Origin of the sequence: Gilliamella sp. B14384G10 (assembly GCF_016101685.1) — a bacterium.
GTDB classification, from domain to species: domain Bacteria; phylum Pseudomonadota; class Gammaproteobacteria; order Enterobacterales; family Orbaceae; genus Gilliamella; species Gilliamella apis_A.
Genome location: NZ_JACFQA010000001.1, coordinates 349,019 through 366,138, shown reverse-complemented (window position 1 = coordinate 366,138; position 17,120 = coordinate 349,019). Strand labels below are relative to the sequence as shown.

The 17,120-nt window shown below is 33.5% G+C and carries 20 protein-coding genes; 14 read left to right on the top strand and 6 right to left on the bottom strand.

All coding sequences use genetic code 11. The annotated features are described in order from the left end of the window. From cmk to H3T54_RS01700, 8 genes are all read left to right on the top strand, one after another. Positions 1-681 (top strand): (d)CMP kinase, encoded by a 681-nt coding sequence (cmk, locus tag H3T54_RS01735; protein WP_198220571.1) that lies wholly within the window; start codon positions 1-3, stop codon positions 679-681. Positions 682-808: 127 nt separating this feature from the next. Beyond that, positions 809-2,491, top strand: a complete 1,683-nt coding sequence (gene rpsA / locus H3T54_RS01730; RefSeq protein WP_110447542.1) for a 30S ribosomal protein S1 — start codon at positions 809-811, stop codon at positions 2,489-2,491. A gap of 99 nt (positions 2,492-2,590) precedes the next feature. Then, a complete protein-coding gene (gene ihfB / locus H3T54_RS01725; RefSeq protein WP_034901983.1) occupies positions 2,591-2,881 on the top strand; it encodes an integration host factor subunit beta in 291 nt (96 codons plus the stop codon). A 222-nt stretch (positions 2,882-3,103) separates the two neighbouring features. Further along, entirely contained in the window at positions 3,104-5,386 is a 2,283-nt protein-coding gene (locus tag H3T54_RS01720) for a DNA internalization-related competence protein ComEC/Rec2 (RefSeq protein WP_198220569.1), read from the top strand. Positions 5,387-5,476: 90 nt separating this feature from the next. Continuing rightward, the gene (lpxK, locus tag H3T54_RS01715) at positions 5,477-6,490 is read left to right on the top strand and encodes a tetraacyldisaccharide 4'-kinase (RefSeq protein WP_198220567.1); all 1,014 of its coding nucleotides are present in this window, start codon (positions 5,477-5,479) and stop codon (positions 6,488-6,490) included. Next, entirely contained in the window at positions 6,487-6,672 is a 186-nt protein-coding gene (locus H3T54_RS01710; RefSeq protein ID WP_086359461.1) for a Trm112 family protein, read from the top strand. Before lpxK ends, H3T54_RS01710 begins: the two co-directional genes overlap by 4 nt. 21 nt (positions 6,673-6,693) lie before the next feature. Beyond that, positions 6,694-7,458 carry a 3-deoxy-manno-octulosonate cytidylyltransferase gene (gene kdsB, locus H3T54_RS01705; RefSeq protein ID WP_110447544.1) on the top strand — a complete coding sequence of 255 codons (765 nt, stop codon included), beginning with the start codon at positions 6,694-6,696 and terminating at the stop codon, positions 7,456-7,458. A 3-nt stretch (positions 7,459-7,461) separates the two neighbouring features. Beyond that, positions 7,462-8,154, top strand: a complete 693-nt coding sequence (locus H3T54_RS01700; RefSeq protein WP_110447545.1) for a DUF2461 domain-containing protein — start codon at positions 7,462-7,464, stop codon at positions 8,152-8,154. A 44-nt stretch (positions 8,155-8,198) separates the two neighbouring features. Here the strand turns inward: H3T54_RS01700 and H3T54_RS01695 are convergent, their stop codons facing one another. Then, a complete protein-coding gene (locus H3T54_RS01695) occupies positions 8,199-8,861 on the bottom strand; it encodes a MarC family NAAT transporter (protein WP_133052222.1) in 663 nt (220 codons plus the stop codon). Positions 8,862-8,972: 111 nt separating this feature from the next. Then, positions 8,973-9,869 (bottom strand): DMT family transporter, encoded by an 897-nt coding sequence (locus H3T54_RS01690; RefSeq protein ID WP_110447547.1) that lies wholly within the window; start codon positions 9,867-9,869, stop codon positions 8,973-8,975. A 175-nt stretch (positions 9,870-10,044) separates the two neighbouring features. Here H3T54_RS01690 and H3T54_RS01680 point away from each other — a divergent pair, with 175 nt between their 5' ends. Next, positions 10,045-10,779, top strand: a complete 735-nt coding sequence (locus H3T54_RS01680; protein ID WP_198220565.1) for an AraC family transcriptional regulator — start codon at positions 10,045-10,047, stop codon at positions 10,777-10,779. A 101-nt stretch (positions 10,780-10,880) separates the two neighbouring features. On the opposite strand, the gene H3T54_RS01675 is transcribed toward H3T54_RS01680, so the two are convergent. After that, on the bottom strand, positions 10,881-11,396 hold the full coding sequence (locus H3T54_RS01675; protein ID WP_110447548.1) for a single-stranded DNA-binding protein: 516 nt from the start codon (positions 11,394-11,396) through the stop codon (positions 10,881-10,883). A 216-nt stretch (positions 11,397-11,612) separates the two neighbouring features. Between H3T54_RS01675 and corA the strand changes: the two genes are divergently transcribed. From corA to H3T54_RS01655, 4 genes are all read left to right on the top strand, one after another. Beyond that, positions 11,613-12,554, top strand: coding sequence for a magnesium/cobalt transporter CorA (gene corA / locus H3T54_RS01670; RefSeq protein WP_110447549.1), 942 nt, complete (start codon positions 11,613-11,615; stop codon positions 12,552-12,554). Between the two features lie 198 nt (positions 12,555-12,752). Continuing rightward, complete coding sequence (locus tag H3T54_RS01665) at positions 12,753-13,712, top strand: glucokinase (RefSeq protein ID WP_198220563.1); 960 nt, start codon at positions 12,753-12,755, stop codon at positions 13,710-13,712. A 22-nt stretch (positions 13,713-13,734) separates the two neighbouring features. Continuing rightward, the gene (locus tag H3T54_RS01660) at positions 13,735-13,983 is read left to right on the top strand and encodes a YcgL domain-containing protein (protein WP_086363790.1); all 249 of its coding nucleotides are present in this window, start codon (positions 13,735-13,737) and stop codon (positions 13,981-13,983) included. After that, complete coding sequence (locus H3T54_RS01655; RefSeq protein WP_086363791.1) at positions 13,980-14,402, top strand: YcgN family cysteine cluster protein; 423 nt, start codon at positions 13,980-13,982, stop codon at positions 14,400-14,402. Before H3T54_RS01660 ends, H3T54_RS01655 begins: the two co-directional genes overlap by 4 nt. Positions 14,403-14,429: 27 nt before the next feature. Here the strand turns inward: H3T54_RS01655 and H3T54_RS01650 are convergent, their stop codons facing one another. Continuing rightward, positions 14,430-14,987, bottom strand: a complete 558-nt coding sequence (locus tag H3T54_RS01650; protein ID WP_198220561.1) for a YggT family protein — start codon at positions 14,985-14,987, stop codon at positions 14,430-14,432. Between the two features lie 36 nt (positions 14,988-15,023). After that, positions 15,024-15,725 carry a YggS family pyridoxal phosphate-dependent enzyme gene (locus H3T54_RS01645; RefSeq protein WP_198220559.1) on the bottom strand — a complete coding sequence of 234 codons (702 nt, stop codon included), beginning with the start codon at positions 15,723-15,725 and terminating at the stop codon, positions 15,024-15,026. A 36-nt stretch (positions 15,726-15,761) separates the two neighbouring features. Here H3T54_RS01645 and H3T54_RS01640 point away from each other — a divergent pair, with 36 nt between their 5' ends. Continuing rightward, on the top strand, positions 15,762-16,706 hold the full coding sequence (locus H3T54_RS01640) for a type IV pilus twitching motility protein PilT (RefSeq protein WP_198220557.1): 945 nt from the start codon (positions 15,762-15,764) through the stop codon (positions 16,704-16,706). A gap of 78 nt (positions 16,707-16,784) precedes the next feature. Here the strand turns inward: H3T54_RS01640 and H3T54_RS01635 are convergent, their stop codons facing one another. Beyond that, complete coding sequence (locus tag H3T54_RS01635; protein WP_198223309.1) at positions 16,785-16,940, bottom strand: hypothetical protein; 156 nt, start codon at positions 16,938-16,940, stop codon at positions 16,785-16,787. Positions 16,941-17,120: the final 180 nt, after the last annotated feature.

Sequence of the window (17,120 nt, the reverse complement as noted above, 5' to 3'; positions counted from 1 at the left end):
ATGACAAAAAATATTCCTGTTATTGCTGTTGATGGTCCAAGTGGTGTAGGTAAGGGTACATTATGTCAAGCGTTAGCAAATCACTTCAACTGGCATCTTTTGGATTCAGGTGCTATCTATCGTGTATTAGCGCTAGCGGCGTTAAAGCAAAATATTGCTTTAGATGATATTAATCAGCTAACTAAGCTTGCATTGAATTTGCCGTTAACATTTGATAGCAGTCATGATGATGTTAAAGTATTATTGTCTGGGGTTGATGTTTCAAAAGAGATTCGTACCGAACAAACTGGTGGAGCAGCTTCAAAAGTAGCTGCAATAAATGAGGTAAGAACAGCCCTATTACAGCGTCAACGTGATTTTCGACAATTGCCTGGATTAATTGCCGATGGTCGTGATATGGGCACAGTCGTGTTCAGCGATGCCCCTGTAAAAATATTTCTTGATGCTAGCGCTCAATCAAGAGCAGAAAGAAGAATGAAACAGTTGCAAGATAAGCAAATTCATGCTAAATTCCCCGAAATTTTGCAGGAGATAACTGCGCGTGATGAGCGAGATCGAAATCGAGCGGTTGCGCCCTTAAAGCCTGCAGTTGATGCATTAATAATTGATACCACATCTCTCTCTATCGAAGATGTTTTTAATCAAGCTATTATGTATATAAAAGAAAAACTTGCGCTATAAGTTTATATTGTATGTAAACTTATTGTGTAAACGAAGCTCCATTATAAGGATGTAAGTGGAGTAACATAAACAACCCCACAAGACAGGATGTAATGTGGACGTTAATATTAATTTAAGTATATAAAATATGACTGAATCTTTTGCTCAACTCTTTGAAGAGTCTTTAAATCAACTAGACACTCGTTCTGGTAATATGATCCGTGGTACTGTCGTTGCAATCGACAAAGATGTTGTTTTAGTTGATGCTGGTTTAAAATCTGAATCAGCAATTCCAGTAGAGCAGTTTAAAAATGCCCAAGGTGAATTAGAAGTTCAAGTTGGCGACGTTGTAGACGTTGTTCTTGATTCTATTGAAGATGGCTTTGGCGAAACAATCTTATCTCGTGAAAAAGCTAAACGTCATGAAGCGTGGCTAACATTAGAAAAAGCAGTTGAAGATGCTGCAACAGTTTTAGGTGTTATCAATGGTAAAGTTAAAGGTGGCTTTACGGTTGATCTTAATGGCGTTCGTGCGTTCCTACCAGGTTCGCTTGTTGATGTTCGTCCATTACGCGATACTTCTCATATTGAAAATAGAGAGATCGAATTAAAAGTTATTAAATTAGATCAAAAACGCAACAACGTAGTTGTTTCACGTCGTGCAGTAATTGAATCTGAAAATAGCGCAGAAAGAGAACAACTTCTTGAAAATCTACAAGAAGGTTCTGAAGTTAAAGGTATTATCAAAAATCTTACTGATTACGGTGCATTCGTTGATCTTGGTGGGGTTGATGGTTTACTACATATCACTGATATGGCTTGGAAACGTGTTAAACACCCAAGTGAAGTGGTTGAAGTTGGTCAAGAATTACTTGTTAAAGTTCTTAAATTCGATAAAGACCGTTCACGTGTTTCTCTTGGCTTAAAACAATTAGGCGAAGATCCTTGGGTTTCAATTGCTAAACGTTACCCAGAAGGCACTAAAGTAACTGGTAAAGTAACTAACTTAACTGATTACGGTTGTTTCGTTGAAATCGAAACAGGTGTTGAAGGTTTAGTACACGTTTCTGAAATGGATTGGACTAACAAAAATATTCATCCATCTAAAGTAGTTAGCTTAGGTGATGAAGTTGAAGTTGTAGTTCTTGAAATTGATGAAGAACGTCGTCGTATTTCTCTTGGTCTTAAACAATGTAAACCAAATCCATGGTTACAATTTGCTGAATCACACAATAAAGGTGATAAAGTTAGTGGTAAGATCAAATCAATCACTGATTTCGGTATCTTCATCGGTTTAGATGGTGGTATTGATGGTCTAGTGCATCTTTCTGATATTTCTTGGAATATGCCAGGTGAAGAAGCTGTTAAAGCTTATAAGAAAGGTGACGATATTGAAGCTGTTGTTTTACAAGTTGATGCTGACCGTGAACGTATCTCATTAGGTATCAAACAACTTGAAGACGATCCATTCAGCAGCTTTGCATCTAACTTTAAAAAAGGCGCAATTGTTAAAGGTAAAGTTACTGCAGTTGATGCTAAGGGTGCAACAGTTGAAATCGCTGACGGTATCGAAGGTTACTTAAAAGCACAAGATATTGCTCGTGAACGTATTGAAGATGCAACTACTGCATTAAATGTTGGTGATGAAGTAGAAGCGAAAATCGTAAATATCGATCGTAAAACTCGTGCAATTTCACTATCTGTACGTGCTAAAGATGAAGCTGATGAGAAAGAAGCATTAGCAGCTGTAAATAATACTGCAACTCAAGAAGATGCATCATTTACTAATGCAATGGCTGAAGCATTTAAAGCAGCATCAAAAACTGAGTAAAAAATATTTATTCAAAGAGTAAAGAGGGCTTGCCCTCTTTTTCTTTTGTGGTATAAAATGAATAAAATATATACCACATAAAATAAATTAGGAGTGACCATGAACAGATCCGATTTAGCAGAAAGAATAGTCAACTGGCGGGCACACCTTCCTGTGCAACTTGTTGATGATGCTGTTAGAGACATTATTGAACAAATTGCTTTAGCGATGGAAAGTAATGATCGTGTTGAAATACGCGGTTTTGGTAGTTTTAGTCTTAACTACCGCGCTCCACGTAAAGCTAGAAACCCTAGAACAGGAGGAAATGTTGAGGTTAAACACAAATATATCCCTCACTTTAAACCTGGGAAAGAGTTACGTGAACGTGTAAATAATGCAGCTAAAGCATAATTTCAATCCATTTAATAAAAAAGCCTTTGAGTAAAATCAAAGGCTTTTTTATTAATTAGATGAATGATTCTCAATAGAAACAGAAATAGTAATTTTTAAATTGGAATGTAGCTCTAAAATTAAAGGTAAAATAATCCATAGAAAGTTCTAACATATTAGATTGAATATTTGAACAATATTAATATGTAGAAATTGATGCGGCATTACGGTTCAATAGATTTAATGGCAATTGTATTCACCTTAGGATGTGTGCCATTAATGTTTTTGCCATCATTGCCTTCAGAAACAAGTTGGCTTGTTTTGGCTGGGGTATTCATTGTTATTATTTTAGTATGGTCAATACGACGCCATTACTATCTTTGTGTGATTGCTGTTTTTATATTAAGTTTTCTCTGGTCTACAGCAAATGCAAAACAATATTTAAGCCTAATTGAACCATATATTGACCAGACATTAGTCGTCACAGCAAAAGTTGAAACTATTAATACTCAAATTTATTCCCCCAAAAAAAACAATCCGTATTATGCAAAATTTTCCATTTTAAAAATTTCAGATCAGATTTTATCATCACCAATACCTATTATTATTTATTGGCAACAATCAGATTTAATTAAAGCAGGGCAAATTTGGCAATTAACAATAAAAACTAAAGTGACGCAAAGTTATTTAAATGAAGGCTCATTTGATAAACAACGTTTTGCCATTGCAAATCATACTTTGTTAAAAGCTAAAGTTATTAAATCAGTTTTGCTCGAAAAAAAGTTTAATATTCGACAAAGTATTGCTGATAAATGTTTAGCTTATATTAATCTGTTTAGTTATCGAGGCATTTTATTAGCATTAGGATTTGGTGACCGTTCACAGATTTCTGATCATAATCGTTTAACTATGATGCAAACAGGTGTAGCTCATTTAATGGCAATTTCAGGAATGCATATTCTGTTAGTATTCTATATTAGTTGTTTTTTGCTAAAAGGATTACTGTTTTTTTTCCCACAACGCTATAGCCATTTATTATTACCCATATTAATTGGTTGGTTAACAACGTTATGTTATACATGGTTAACTGGTTTTAATCCTCCAGCATTACGAGCTATTTTAGCATTATCAATTTGGATATATTTGCGTTATAAAAATAATCACATCAGCGCGTGGCAGAAAATTAACCGTATTATAGCGTTATTATTAATTTTGGATCCGCTAATGATACTATCTGAAAGTTTTTGGATGTCCTGTTATGCTGTGGTTAGTTTGATTTTTTTATTTGAATGGTTGCCATTAGCTAGCACGTTAAAACATAAAAAACGATGGTATTTTATTAGATTATTACATTTACAATTTGGTTTAACATTATTATTGCTTCCTATCCAATTATTTATTTTTCATGGTATAAGTGTTGTTGCGTTGTTAACTAACTTAATTGCAATTCCTATTGTTTCGTTAATCACCTTTCCCGCGATTTTATTGGCATTATTATTTAGTCTGATGGACTGTTTTTATCTTGCTTTATGGTTATGGTTTGTTGCGCAAACTTCGCTAGAATGGCTTTTTTATTGCTTAGAATATTTAAATATTTTATGGCTAAATATACCAGCGAATTTTTATTTGTTTAGTAGTATTGGATGGTTAACTATTATCATTATTAGGATAGAATTTTGGCGACGTTTCAGCTTTTCTATTATTGTTATGACAATATTATTTTCGCCAATTTATAAACAACCCGATTATCTATGGCGAATGGATATGTTGGATGTTGGACATGGATTGGCCATTGTGATTCACAATGGTAAATCAGCCATTTTGTATGATACTGGTGCAAAATGGGAAAATAGTTCAGCGGCTGAGCAAGTAATCATCCCTTTTTTACAATGGCATAATCTGAATGTTGAAGGCATTATTATTAGCCATAGTCATAATGATCATATTGGTGGTTTAAGCTATTTACGACAACGTTATCCTGATGCGTGGTTAATGAGTTCATCTTCAAGTTTGAGTAATGATTATAACTGTTTAGCTGATCATAAATTTCATTGGCAACATTTACGCTTTAATGTGTTATGGCCGAACAAATTAGTGAGCGATCCTAATAACGGCGATTCATGTGTAATACAAATTACTGATGGTCAATTTTCAGTGTTGTTGACGGGTGACCTAGAACGTAAACAAGAATATGATTTAGTGGTTAAATATAAACGCAATTTACACTCAACCATTCTACAAACTCCTCATCATGGTAGTACTACTTCATCAAGTTATCCATTCTTAAATTATGTTAATCCTTTTAATTCACTAACTTCAACATCACGTTATAACCCATGGAGATTACCTTCCAATAAGATAACTAATCGTTATAAAGCGCTAAATATTAATTATTATGTTACAGGTAAGGAGGGGCAAATAAGTCTATTTTTTTATACGTCATCATGGCAACAAAAAACTATGCGACAAGATATCAATCCAAGATGGTATCATGATTGGTTTGGTAGTTTATCATTTTATGAGTAAAATAGAATTATTGTTAGTATGGTTTATAAATTATGTATTTATCCACTATATAAAAATAAAATTATTGGAATTAGAGAGCATAATAAAGTTATGATTGAGAAACTATGGTATGGTAAAAATAAATCATTTTGGTTGTTGTTGCCATTTTCATTATTGTATGGATTTATTAGCTTTATTCGTCGTCAATTATACAAGTTTGGTATATTCAAAGCATGGCAATCTCCAATTCCCATTATTGTCATTGGTAATTTATCAGCAGGAGGTAATGGCAAAACGCCTCTGGCAATCAGTTTAATTGAAGCCTTAAAGGCTAAAGGCCTGAAGGTTGGATTAGTCTCTCGTGGTTATGGTGGAAAATCCGACCATTATCCATTAATTTTAGATGAACATACTACCACTGCTCAAGCTGGTGATGAACCAATTTTAATTTATCAAAGAACTCAAATACCAATTGCAGTCGCACCTAAGCGAGTCGAGGCAGTTAAAGAATTATTAAAATCATATCAATTGGATGTTGTTTTAACTGATGATGGTTTACAGCATTATGCATTAGCTCGTGATATTGAGATCGTAGTCGTTGATGGTAAACGACTATTCGGAAACGGTTGGTGGATCCCAGCAGGCCCTATGAGAGAGCGAACAAATCGGTTGAAATCAGTAGATTTAATTATGATAAATGGTGACAGCTCGGGCGATATATCAAATCAGTATCCAGATAAAACTTATACTATGCAATTAACCCCTAGTTACGCGGTTAATCTACTAACGAATGAAAAAAGCCAATTATCGGCATTACATCATATTTGTGCCATTGCTGGTATTAGTAATCCAAAGCGATTCTTTGATATGTTAATAAAAATGAATGCAGATTTGTTACATACAGAATCTTTTGCTGATCATCAAAATTTTAGCCTGCCATTGTTAGAGAAAATAGCTGAAAGTAATCAAACACTTTTAATGACCGAAAAAGATGCTGTGAAATGTCGACAATTTGCATTACCTAATTGGTGGTATTTACCAATTGATGCTACGATACCCAATCAGGCTATTGAAAAGATTTATTCACTATTTGTAGAAAGAAAATTACAAAGAGAAAAAAAATGAAACAACTGTTATTAAGTGCTATTGCTTGTCCTAAATGTCATGGACAATTAGAATACGATAAGCAACATCAACAATTAGTTTGCCAAAATGATAGGTTAGTTTACTCAATAAAAGAAGGGATACCGGTATTATTAGCAAGCGAAGCAAATTCACTAAATCAATCTAATTGTAATAAAGAATAATTAAAGTTTTGAGGTAATTTTATGAGTTTTACAGTAATTATTCCTGCTAGATATGCTTCAAGCCGTTTACCGGGAAAACCCCTTGCTGATATCCATGGCAAACCGATGATAATTCGAGTAATGGAACAAGCGCAAAAGTCATCGGCTAGTCGAGTTATCATTGCCACTGATAACCAACAAGTTTTTGATGTAGTGCAAAGCTATGGTGGTGAGGTCGTTTTAACGAGTGATAAGCATAACTCAGGAACTGAACGTTTAGCTGAAGTCATTAATACTTTTCAACTGGCTGACGATGAAGTTATTGTAAATGTTCAAGGTGATGAACCATTAATTCCACCGATTATTATTGATCAAGTTGCTGATAATTTAGTGAAATACAAGACAGGAATGGCAACTTTAGCTGTGCCGATTGCTTCCGTTGAAGAAGCATTTAACCCAGGTGCTGTAAAAGTGGTTATGGATAAAGATGGTTATGCACTCTATTTTTCTCGGGCGACTATTCCGTGGGAGCGTGATCGTTTTGCTCAATTGAGTGAACAAAATAAACTTGATTCGATTGGTGACTTTTACCTACGTCACATTGGTATTTATGCATATCGTGCGGGTTTTATTCGTCAATATATTCAATGGGCACCTTCTGCTTTAGAACAGATAGAAATGTTAGAACAATTAAGAGTTCTTTGGTATGGTGAGAAAATACATGTAGCGGTGGCCAAACAAGCTCCGGCTATTGGGGTTGATACCCAAGAGGACTTAGATAAAGTTAGAGCATTATATCAGGAATAAAATATGGCAAATTTTACTGGCTTTACTCAAGAAGGGTTAAATTTTTTACAAGATGCTTGGATTAACAATAGTAGAGTTTGGTTTGAAGAGCATAGATCAATTTATGACAATGATTTGATCAAACCTTTTCGATTATTGGTTGAGCAACTAACACCAACCATGCTTAAAATTGATGAATGGTTTGAAACGCGTCCAGCTATAGGTAAAACAATTTCACGAATTCATCGTGATACGCGATTCTCTAAAGATAAGTCATTATACCGTAGTCGTTTATGGTTGACGTTTAAACGCCCTAATCGTGATTGGAAAGAAGCTCCAGCCTATTTTTTTGAAATTGGTCCAGATAGCTATAGATATGGTTTAGGTTATTATTGTGCTTCAAAATCTACTATGGATATCTTTAGAGAAGAAATACTAAATGACCCCTCTAAATTTTTGGCGGTAATTAATTGTGTTAAAAAACCATTTGAATTAGTAGGGGAAATGTATAAAAGACCATTAATCAAAGATCAAGATGAAAAATTATCGACATGGTACAATCGAAAGAACATTGCTGTAATGGTAACCAATAATCATATTGAAGATGTTCTAAATGGTGATTTACCGAATAAACTTGCTAAAGGTTTTAAACAACTTTTACCTCTATATGATTATTTGATGCGAGTAGAAATGATAAAAAATATCCCAAATCTATAGTTAATCAATAAGATAAAAAAATTGTAATAAAAAAATAGCCTTTTTCAAATATTTGGGAAGTTTAATATTAATTCTTTAACTCCATTTATAATAAATTGTGTACCAACACAGACCAGTAAAAAGCCCATTATTCTTGATGTGGCTTCTATACCACTTTTACCCATAAAGCGCATTATGCTACCAGCACTACGCATACAGAACCATAAAATAATACATAATAATAAAGGGACAAGTATTGATGAAGTATAAACAACCCAAGTCGATACATTATATCCACCACTTTTTACAGTGGAAGCCATACTGATTATCATAGCAATTGTTCCCGGTCCAGCAGTACTTGGCATTGCAAGTGGAACAAAAGCGATATTATTGGAAACTTCTTTCTTTTTTGCATCTGCTTCTAATGTTTTATGCGAGGGTTGTTGAGGAAAAAGCATTCTAAAACCGATAATGCCAACAATCATACCACCAGCGATTCGTAAACCAGGGATAGATATACCGAATGTGCTCATGACCAATTGTCCACAATAAAATGAAACAATCATGATGATGAAAACATAAATACAAGTCATTTTCGACTGGTAATTACGTTCCTCATTGGTCATATCTCCAGATAGACCTAATAGCAGTACAACGGTAGTTAACGGGTTTGTTAATGGAATAAACAGAATTAAACCAAAACCGACTGTTTGTATAAGTTCCAACATAACATCAATCTAAATCGTAATAAAAGTTCTAATTAAGTATAGATGAAATTTATAAAAAAGATACATTAACTTAGGTGAAAACTAAATAAATATTAGTGCAGTACTGTTTAGTTATGAATCTTTATTTGAAGTCTTGATTTTAAACAATGGTGCTTTTAAGTTTTGTGCTAATATAACGCCGATAAATGACATACCGCCACCAATTAAATGGTAACTACACAGTGTTTCATGCAAAAATAGTATTGAAATTATTGCAGTGATAACCGGTGTTAAATTTAAGAAAAGGGCGGTTTTATTTGCACCTAATTTTTTTATAGCTATAATCCAAGCAAATGGTGCAATAATTGAAGCCGGTATACCTGCATAAATAACAAGCCAAACATTGTCAGAATTTACAGTTAAATTGTTACTCATTAAAAAGCCTGGCAATAACATTAATGTACCAAACAAAATTTGAACATAGACTGAGTGCCAATTTGTGATTTTCATTGTCCATTTTTTGGTTAATACTCCATAAAGTGCATAAGACAGAGCAGCCATTAACATTAAAATTTCACCTTGACCAATCCCAAGTTCGAGAAGCCTAGTTGGCTCACCACCACTAATCAGCCAGATTAATCCAATAAAAGATAAAATACTGCCAATTAGCACCCCTTGAGTTGGTGGTGTTTTTAAAATGAATATGCTTAATAGGATAGTTAACAAAGGAATAATAGACATAATGATCCCCATCGTTAACACACTAATTGTTGCCGCTGCATAATAAGCAAGGCACTGATATAAAGCCATACCTAATAAACTAAGCACCATTAATTTAAGAGCTTGAGGAAAGATTTGCGGTAAGTTCTTAATAATTCCTCTTAGAAAAAATGGGGTTAATAGAATAAGTGCTAAAAACCAACGGTAGAAAGAGATAACCTCAGGTTCAATTGCGCCGACAGATAATTTATTGACAACTTGATTGCCAGCCCAAATAAATACTGCCATCAATGGGTATAAATAAGCCATATATTTCTTATGTAAACAATAGTAAAAGTTATTCGATGTAGTTTAACTTGTCTTAATTTATAAATATCACTAGAATCAGACAAAAAGAGCTATTATAAGACAATATTTATATTATTTAATTACCATGAATTTAATTTTTTAAACTAATTTGAATGATAAGGAATCTAAAAGATTTATGTTTCTTCATGATGAAGCATTTAATGCAGAGACTGAATATTCTTCTCATCAGCATAATTGGGGGCAAATTATATGTGTTAAGTCAGGTATTTTTGTCTTGAAAGTTCAAGGGCATAGATATTTGGCTCCTTCAGGATTTGCATTATGGATTCCGCCATATACCGAACACGGATGTTACAACAAAGAATTAACATGGTTTCGTACAATTAATATAACTAATTGCCAAATTATGCCTGATTACACTTGTTTGTTTGGTTTAAATAAAATCAGCCATGCTATTATTGATTCATTCTTTGAGCGAAATATTCTGGAGCCAGAAAGTGAACAGGATCTTCGTTTAGGACAAGTGTTAATCGATCAGCTCTTAATAGAATCTAACCTCACATTCTATTTGCCAAGTTCGAACGATAAATATTTAGCTCCTATTTTAAAAGAGTTAGAATTAGACCCAGCTAATAATAAGACTCTAGAACAGTGGGCTCAAACAGTATTTACAACCGAACGAACCCTTGCAAGACGTTGCCAACAAAAATTAGGTATGTCATTTAGAATGTGGCGTCAACGGTTACGATTTTTGTATAGTATCTCGCTTTTAGAACAAGATAAATCGATTCAAGATATCGCATTTTCTGTTGGTTATAGTTCAGTATCCGCTTTTATTACTATGTTTAAAAATATCGCAGGAGTTACACCTGATCTTTACCGTTCTAATACAGGTTTTAAGAAAAGTTAAATACAATAAATTGTTATTATTTGATAAAAGCATGTATGAATATGCATTGAACAAAGGCGTAATTTATACGCCTAGGTAATATAGAATTGAATAAATAACCATTAAAATGGAATATCGTCATCGAAGTCCATTGGTGGTTCAGGCATAGTTGGTTGACTAGCTGCTGGTTCATTTGCTGTTGAAGAACGTGGTGTACTAGGAGCAGACGAAGTATTATTAGCACTTTGTCCCCAGTTTTGTGAGCCATCATTAAAACTATCACCAGATCGAGAGCCTAAAATCTGTAATGTGCCACCTACAGCATTTATCACTACTTCAGTAGTATAACGATCATTACCCGCTTGGTCTTGCCATTTACGTGTTTGTAATTGTCCTTCTAAGTAAACTTGAGTACCTTTTTTGACATATTCGCCAGCAATTTCAGCTAATTTACCAAATACAACAACGCGATGCCATTCGGTACGATCTCTGTTTTCACCAGTTTGTTTATCTTTCCAAGATTCTGATGTGGCAACACTAAAATTTGCGACAGCGTTACCGTTTGGCATGTAACGAATTTCTGGATCCTGACCTAAATTACCTACTAAAATGACTTTATTAATACCTCGGTTTGCCATTATACACTCCTAACAATTACATAAATATCTGATATGTATTATTGTATCATGAGACTTAATTAACATCACCGAATTTAATTTAAATTTGGAATTAAGTATCCAAAATTTTAAAATACAGAAAGATTCGCTTTATCATAGGAATTTTTTACTATAACGAGTATAATGCCTGCCATTTGTAGATGTTATATCTTAAATATTTTTTCTCTTGGAGGCCTTATGATTAATGCGTTTGGATTAAAAAACAAACAATTAGTAAAAATTAATGAAGGCGATATTAAAAATGCGATCTGGATTGACTTAATTGAACCAGAAGAAGCTGATCGTGAAGTGATTTTGACTAATTTAGGCCAAAATCTAGCGACAAGTATTGAACTTGATGATATTGAGGCATCAGCCCGTTTTTTCGAAGATAATGAAGGACTACATGTTCACTCGTTCTTCTTTTATGAAGATGCGGAAGACCGAGCCGGTAACTCAACAGTTGCATTTACGGTACACAATGGTCGCTTGTTTACATTACGTGAACGTGATTTACCAGCTTTCCGTCTGTACCGAATGCGTTCACGTTATCAAGGCATGAATGATGGTAATCCATACGAAGTGTTATTGGATTTATTTGAAGTTAAAGTTGAGCAATTAGCTGATCAGATTGAAAATATTTATAGTGAGCTTGAAGAGTTAAGCTTAATTATTATGGATCGCTCAGCTCAAGAACATTATGATGAGGCTATTACATCTTTAGCAGAACTAGAAGATACTGCGTGGAAAGTACGGCTTTGTTTGATGGATAGTCAACGTGCGGTTAACTATTTAGTGCGCCGAGCAAAGATGCCTACAGATCAGTTAGAGCAAGCACGAGAGGTAATACGAGATATTGAATCATTGGTACCTCATAATGAATCTTTGTTCCAAAAAGTAAACTTTTTGATGCAAGCGGCTACCAGTTTTATCAATATTGAGCAAAGCCGAATAATTAAAATTTTCTCAGTTGTTTCGGTTGTATTCCTACCCCCAACTGTGGTTGCATCGGCTTATGGAATGAACTTTGAAAACATGCCTGAATTGAAGTGGGAGTATGGCTATCCTTTATCCTTATTATTGATGTTGCTAGCAGGTGTTGCCCCTTACATTTACTTTAAAGTTAAAAAGTGGTTATAGTTGGTTATTTCCTCCAAATTTCAAATATTAGCCGCTAATATTTTATTAGCGGCAATAATTCCATTAGTGAATTCAGTTAAAGCAATCTAGTTAAATCAATCTAAATAGTCCATAATATTACTCATTATGTTATAGCATTAATTGAATTGATTAAATTAATGGTTATCTAGAAAGATTTTATTTTTAAAAGGGAATCACATGAGTAAATATGCACTAGTTACTGATATTGGTGGAACCAATGCCCGATTTGCACTTTATAATTTAGATAGTAATGAATTATCAGCGATAACTAAAATCCTCATTTCAAAAGATGATGTATTGCTCAATCTTATTAAGACTTATTTAGCATCACAATCTGTAACTATTGAGATGGCTTGTATTGCTATAGCATGTCCAATTAACGAAGGTGATTTAATTGAAATGACGAATAATAATTTGTCATTTTCTCGCTCTGAACTAATTAGAGAATTGAATTTAACTAAGCTTGAAGTTATCAATGATTTCACTGCAGTATCGTATTCCATCCCTCAATTATCATCAGATGATGTGGTAAAAGTTGGTGGTGGTGAAGCTAATCTTAATTATCCAATAGCAATCTATGGTGCTGGAACGGGCTTAGGCGTTTCACATTTAATTAAATTAAACGAACATTGGCTTAGTTTATCCGGTGAAGGGGGGCACACTGAATTACCAATGATTAATGAAGAAGAAGATCGAATTTTACAACAGTTACGCAACAAATTTGGTCGGGTGTCTTCAGAAAGATTTCTATCTGGTAATGGTATTGTTAATATTTATCAAGCATTGTTACAAATCAATAATCAACCGATTGAAAATATCACTCCAGATATAATCGTTAATAAAGCATTGTCTAATAGTTGTCCGCTCTGCTTAGCAACTTTAAATTATTTCTGTACTTTTATGGGACGATTTGGTGGCAATTTGGCTTTAACTCTTAATACCCAAGGCGGTGTGTATATTGCGGGTGGCATTGTTCCCCGATTCATCGAATTTTTTAAATCATCGCCATTTAGAGAAGCATTTGAACACAAAGGTCGTATGTCTTTTTTAGTTAAAAAAATTCCTGTTTATGTCATAACGCATAAAGATCCGGGATTATTTGGTGCTGGTGCTTATTTACAAAATAGCCTGAAATAATTGAGAGGTAAGATGTAATTTTATGATGTGGTGTTATATCTATAGAAGTAGCAAAAAAGAAAACTGTTATTTATATATGGAACGTGAAAATGATTTTTCACATATACCGGAAAAGATAATGTCAATTTTTGGTGCGCCTGTCTTTGTTATGAAAGTATTGCTTGATGGTAAAAGGCGTTTTGTTGTTGGAACAGCAAATGAAATTGAAGAAAAGATCAAAGAGGATGGATTTTTTTTACAAATGTTAAATGAAGATGATTTTAAAGTATGATTGAACCTTTTTGGGAACATAAAACCTTAGATCAGATGAGTGATGATGAATGGGAACAACTTTGTGATGGATGTGGCCAGTGCTGTCTAAATAAATTAATGGACGAAGATACTGACGAAATCCTATATACTAATGTTGCCTGTAATTTGCTTGATTCAAATACTTGTCAATGTAAGCATTATCATACCCGTTTTGATTATGAGCCTGATTGTATAAAATTAACACGGGAAAATTTACTGACTATTGAATGGTTACCAGAAACTTGTACTTACCGTTATTTTTCCGAAACAGGAGTATTACCTGAATGGCATCCGCTGATTGTCGGTAATAAAAAATTAATGCATAAGTTAAAAATATCAGTTAAAAATAGAATTGTTTATGAAAAGGATGTTATTTTTTGGGAAGATCATATTATTTAAAAGAGAGCATAGGCTCTCTTTTATTTTTTAGAATGCTAGCCACAAATTACCGAGAAAATCGATTGCTAATAAATTCAAAAACATCAATATAAACACAACAACCATAAATGAAAGATCAATCATGCCAATTGGTGGAATAATCCGGCGAATTGGCGCAACTAATGGTTCTGTCAATTGAGCAAGTAATTCATCTGCGACTGATTGACCACGACTAACCCAACTTAAGATAGCTCTAAAGAATAATAACCAAAATAATAAATGACCAAAAGCATGCACCATGGCAGCTAAAGCAAATAAAAGATAATAAGGGCTCCAAATCGGTGCATCTATGCCCTCGAAACGATAAATAAACATAACTTTAAGTAATGCAAACAGATAAAAAATGAGCCAAGTTGCTGTATCAATACGTCCGATAGATGGCATTAATTTACGTAATGGACCAATTATCGGTTGGGTAATACGCACAATAAATTGGGTAAATGGGTTATAAAAGTTGACTCTTGCCTGTTGCATCCACAATCGTAGAATAACAACGTATAAGCAAATAGTTAAAACAGCTCTTCCTAAGAAGATTAACGATATCATTGATTACTCCTAAAAAATAACTTGCTCAGCAATATATCATACATATTGTCTGGCACCAAAAATTGCACTGCCAATACGAACCATTGTACTTCCAGCCTCAATAGCAGCGTGCATATCACCAGACATCCCCATAGATAATGTATCTAAAAATGGATAATCAGTTTTTAAAGAACCCAAAAGCTGATTCATTTGTTTAAACACAGCAAATTGTTTCGCAAAATCATTTTCAATTTCAGGGATAGCCATTAAACCTCGTAATCTTAAATTAGGTAATGTAATAATTTGTTTTATCAAATCAGCTACCTCATCTATTGCAACGCCGGATTTGGTCTGTTCATTGCTAATATTTACCTGAATAAGGACATTTAATTTGTCCATATTTGTTGGGCGTTGTGAATCAAGGCGTTGGGCAATTTTGAAACGATCAATGGTATGCATCCAATCAAAATTTTCAGCCACTAATTTAGTTTTGTTCGATTGTAATGGGCCGATAAAATGCCAGACAACAGGGATATCAGGCATACAATGTTTAAAGTGTGTAATCTTCTCAACACCTTCTTGAACATAATTTTCCCCAAATGATAATTGACCAGCATTTATTGCTTGTGAGATTAATTCTACAGGTTTGGTTTTACTAACTGCAATAAGTTCGATTGACTTGGGATCTCTATCGCAATCTAAAGCAATTTTGTTAATTTTGTTTTTAATTGTTATTAAATTGTCATGTACTGTGTTCATGTGAATTCCCAATAAAAGAATGGTTAATTAAAAATAATGTTAAATTCAATGTTGACCTTTAGTTTAACGCAAAAAGCCTCTGATTTGCATCTTTCTAGTGGTGAAGCTCCGTGCATTCGCATTAATGGAAAATTGAAATTTATCTCAAGTGATAAATTATCACCAATTAAGCTAAAAATTGAGTTATTAAATCTACTTGATGATGAGCAAAAAGTAACTTTACAACGAAATCAACAGATTGATTTTGCTTATTATCTTAAGAATGTGGGAAGATTTAGGGTAAACATTTTCTATCAACAACGAGGAATTTCAGCTGCATTTAGAATTATTAACCAACAAATCCCAACTTTATGTGAAATTGAGGCACCAGAAATATTGAAAAAATTGGTAAATGTAGAATCAGGAATTATTTTAGTTACTGGTGCAACTGGTAGTGGGAAATCAACAACATTAGCGTCTTTAATTCAATATATTAATCAAGTTGCAGCTAAACATATTATTACATTAGAAGATCCTATTGAGTTTATTTATCAAAATGAAAAGTCTCTAATCCAGCAAAGAGAAATTTCACATTTTGGTGAAGCTATTGATAGCTTATTAAGACAAGATCCGGATATTATTATGTTAGGTGAATTACGTAATAAAATCACTATTCAAGCCGCATTAACAGCTGCCGAAACTGGGCATTTAGTTTTTGCTACTCTACATACTAATTCAGCAATTCAAACGATTAATCGAATAATTGATGTATTTGAATACGGATCACGTGAGTTAATTCGAACACAATTGTCTAGTAGTTTACAAGCAATTATCTGTCAAAAACTAATCTCATATAATGATACTCGTAAAGCGATATTTGAAGTACTTATCAATACACCAGCAGTGAGTAATTTAATTAGTGAAGGAAAAATAAAGCAAATATTGTCGTTAATGCAGACTGGTCAAAAAAGTGGAATGAAAGTGATGAGTGAAGAAAAATAATAACTTTAAGAATCTTAAAAAAAATTAACAAATTGAGTTTGCCAGATTTTGCAAATTTAATTATAATTTAAGACTTGATTATATTATGAAAATTTGATCAAGTCGTAAAATTAACATTATGACAAAGGACTGAAAATATGTTAAAATACAGTTGTTTAGAGGCCAGCCAGCCAGCCAGCCAGCCAGCCAGCCAGCCAGCCAGCCAGCCAGCCAGCCAGCCAGCCAGCCAGCCATTAATGATCCATCATCGAATTTAGTTTCTTGTTCTTTTTATAGAATTCTAATCGAATTCCTGCAATTTTTACAAAAAAAGATAGTTCCAAAATTTAATAATTGTTTATTTTCTATATTTAATTCTAGCATCTGTTTTTTATTATCTAGCTTATTAAGCAACAAAATTTATACATTTTGTTT

What these genes read in the sequence shown, in the direction of transcription:
- cmk (WP_198220571.1), top strand. Translation starts at nt 1, where the DNA reads ATGACAAAAAATATTCCTGTTATTGCTGTTGATGGTCCAAGTGGTGTA.
- rpsA (WP_110447542.1), top strand. Translation starts at nt 809, where the DNA reads ATGACTGAATCTTTTGCTCAACTCTTTGAAGAGTCTTTAAATCAACTA.
- ihfB (WP_034901983.1), top strand. Translation starts at nt 2,591, where the DNA reads ATGAACAGATCCGATTTAGCAGAAAGAATAGTCAACTGGCGGGCACAC.
- H3T54_RS01720 (WP_198220569.1), top strand. Translation starts at nt 3,104, where the DNA reads ATGGCAATTGTATTCACCTTAGGATGTGTGCCATTAATGTTTTTGCCA.
- lpxK (WP_198220567.1), top strand. Translation starts at nt 5,477, where the DNA reads ATGATTGAGAAACTATGGTATGGTAAAAATAAATCATTTTGGTTGTTG.
- H3T54_RS01710 (WP_086359461.1), top strand. Translation starts at nt 6,487, where the DNA reads ATGAAACAACTGTTATTAAGTGCTATTGCTTGTCCTAAATGTCATGGA.
- kdsB (WP_110447544.1), top strand. Translation starts at nt 6,694, where the DNA reads ATGAGTTTTACAGTAATTATTCCTGCTAGATATGCTTCAAGCCGTTTA.
- H3T54_RS01700 (WP_110447545.1), top strand. Translation starts at nt 7,462, where the DNA reads ATGGCAAATTTTACTGGCTTTACTCAAGAAGGGTTAAATTTTTTACAA.
- H3T54_RS01695 (WP_133052222.1), bottom strand. Translation starts at nt 8,861, where the DNA reads ATGTTGGAACTTATACAAACAGTCGGTTTTGGTTTAATTCTGTTTATT.
- H3T54_RS01690 (WP_110447547.1), bottom strand. Translation starts at nt 9,869, where the DNA reads ATGGCTTATTTATACCCATTGATGGCAGTATTTATTTGGGCTGGCAAT.
- H3T54_RS01680 (WP_198220565.1), top strand. Translation starts at nt 10,045, where the DNA reads ATGTTTCTTCATGATGAAGCATTTAATGCAGAGACTGAATATTCTTCT.
- H3T54_RS01675 (WP_110447548.1), bottom strand. Translation starts at nt 11,396, where the DNA reads ATGGCAAACCGAGGTATTAATAAAGTCATTTTAGTAGGTAATTTAGGT.
- corA (WP_110447549.1), top strand. Translation starts at nt 11,613, where the DNA reads ATGATTAATGCGTTTGGATTAAAAAACAAACAATTAGTAAAAATTAAT.
- H3T54_RS01665 (WP_198220563.1), top strand. Translation starts at nt 12,753, where the DNA reads ATGAGTAAATATGCACTAGTTACTGATATTGGTGGAACCAATGCCCGA.
- H3T54_RS01660 (WP_086363790.1), top strand. Translation starts at nt 13,735, where the DNA reads ATGATGTGGTGTTATATCTATAGAAGTAGCAAAAAAGAAAACTGTTAT.
- H3T54_RS01655 (WP_086363791.1), top strand. Translation starts at nt 13,980, where the DNA reads ATGATTGAACCTTTTTGGGAACATAAAACCTTAGATCAGATGAGTGAT.
- H3T54_RS01650 (WP_198220561.1), bottom strand. Translation starts at nt 14,987, where the DNA reads ATGATATCGTTAATCTTCTTAGGAAGAGCTGTTTTAACTATTTGCTTA.
- H3T54_RS01645 (WP_198220559.1), bottom strand. Translation starts at nt 15,725, where the DNA reads ATGAACACAGTACATGACAATTTAATAACAATTAAAAACAAAATTAAC.
- H3T54_RS01640 (WP_198220557.1), top strand. Translation starts at nt 15,762, where the DNA reads ATGTTAAATTCAATGTTGACCTTTAGTTTAACGCAAAAAGCCTCTGAT.
- H3T54_RS01635 (WP_198223309.1), bottom strand. Translation starts at nt 16,940, where the DNA reads ATGGCTGGCTGGCTGGCTGGCTGGCTGGCTGGCTGGCTGGCTGGCTGG.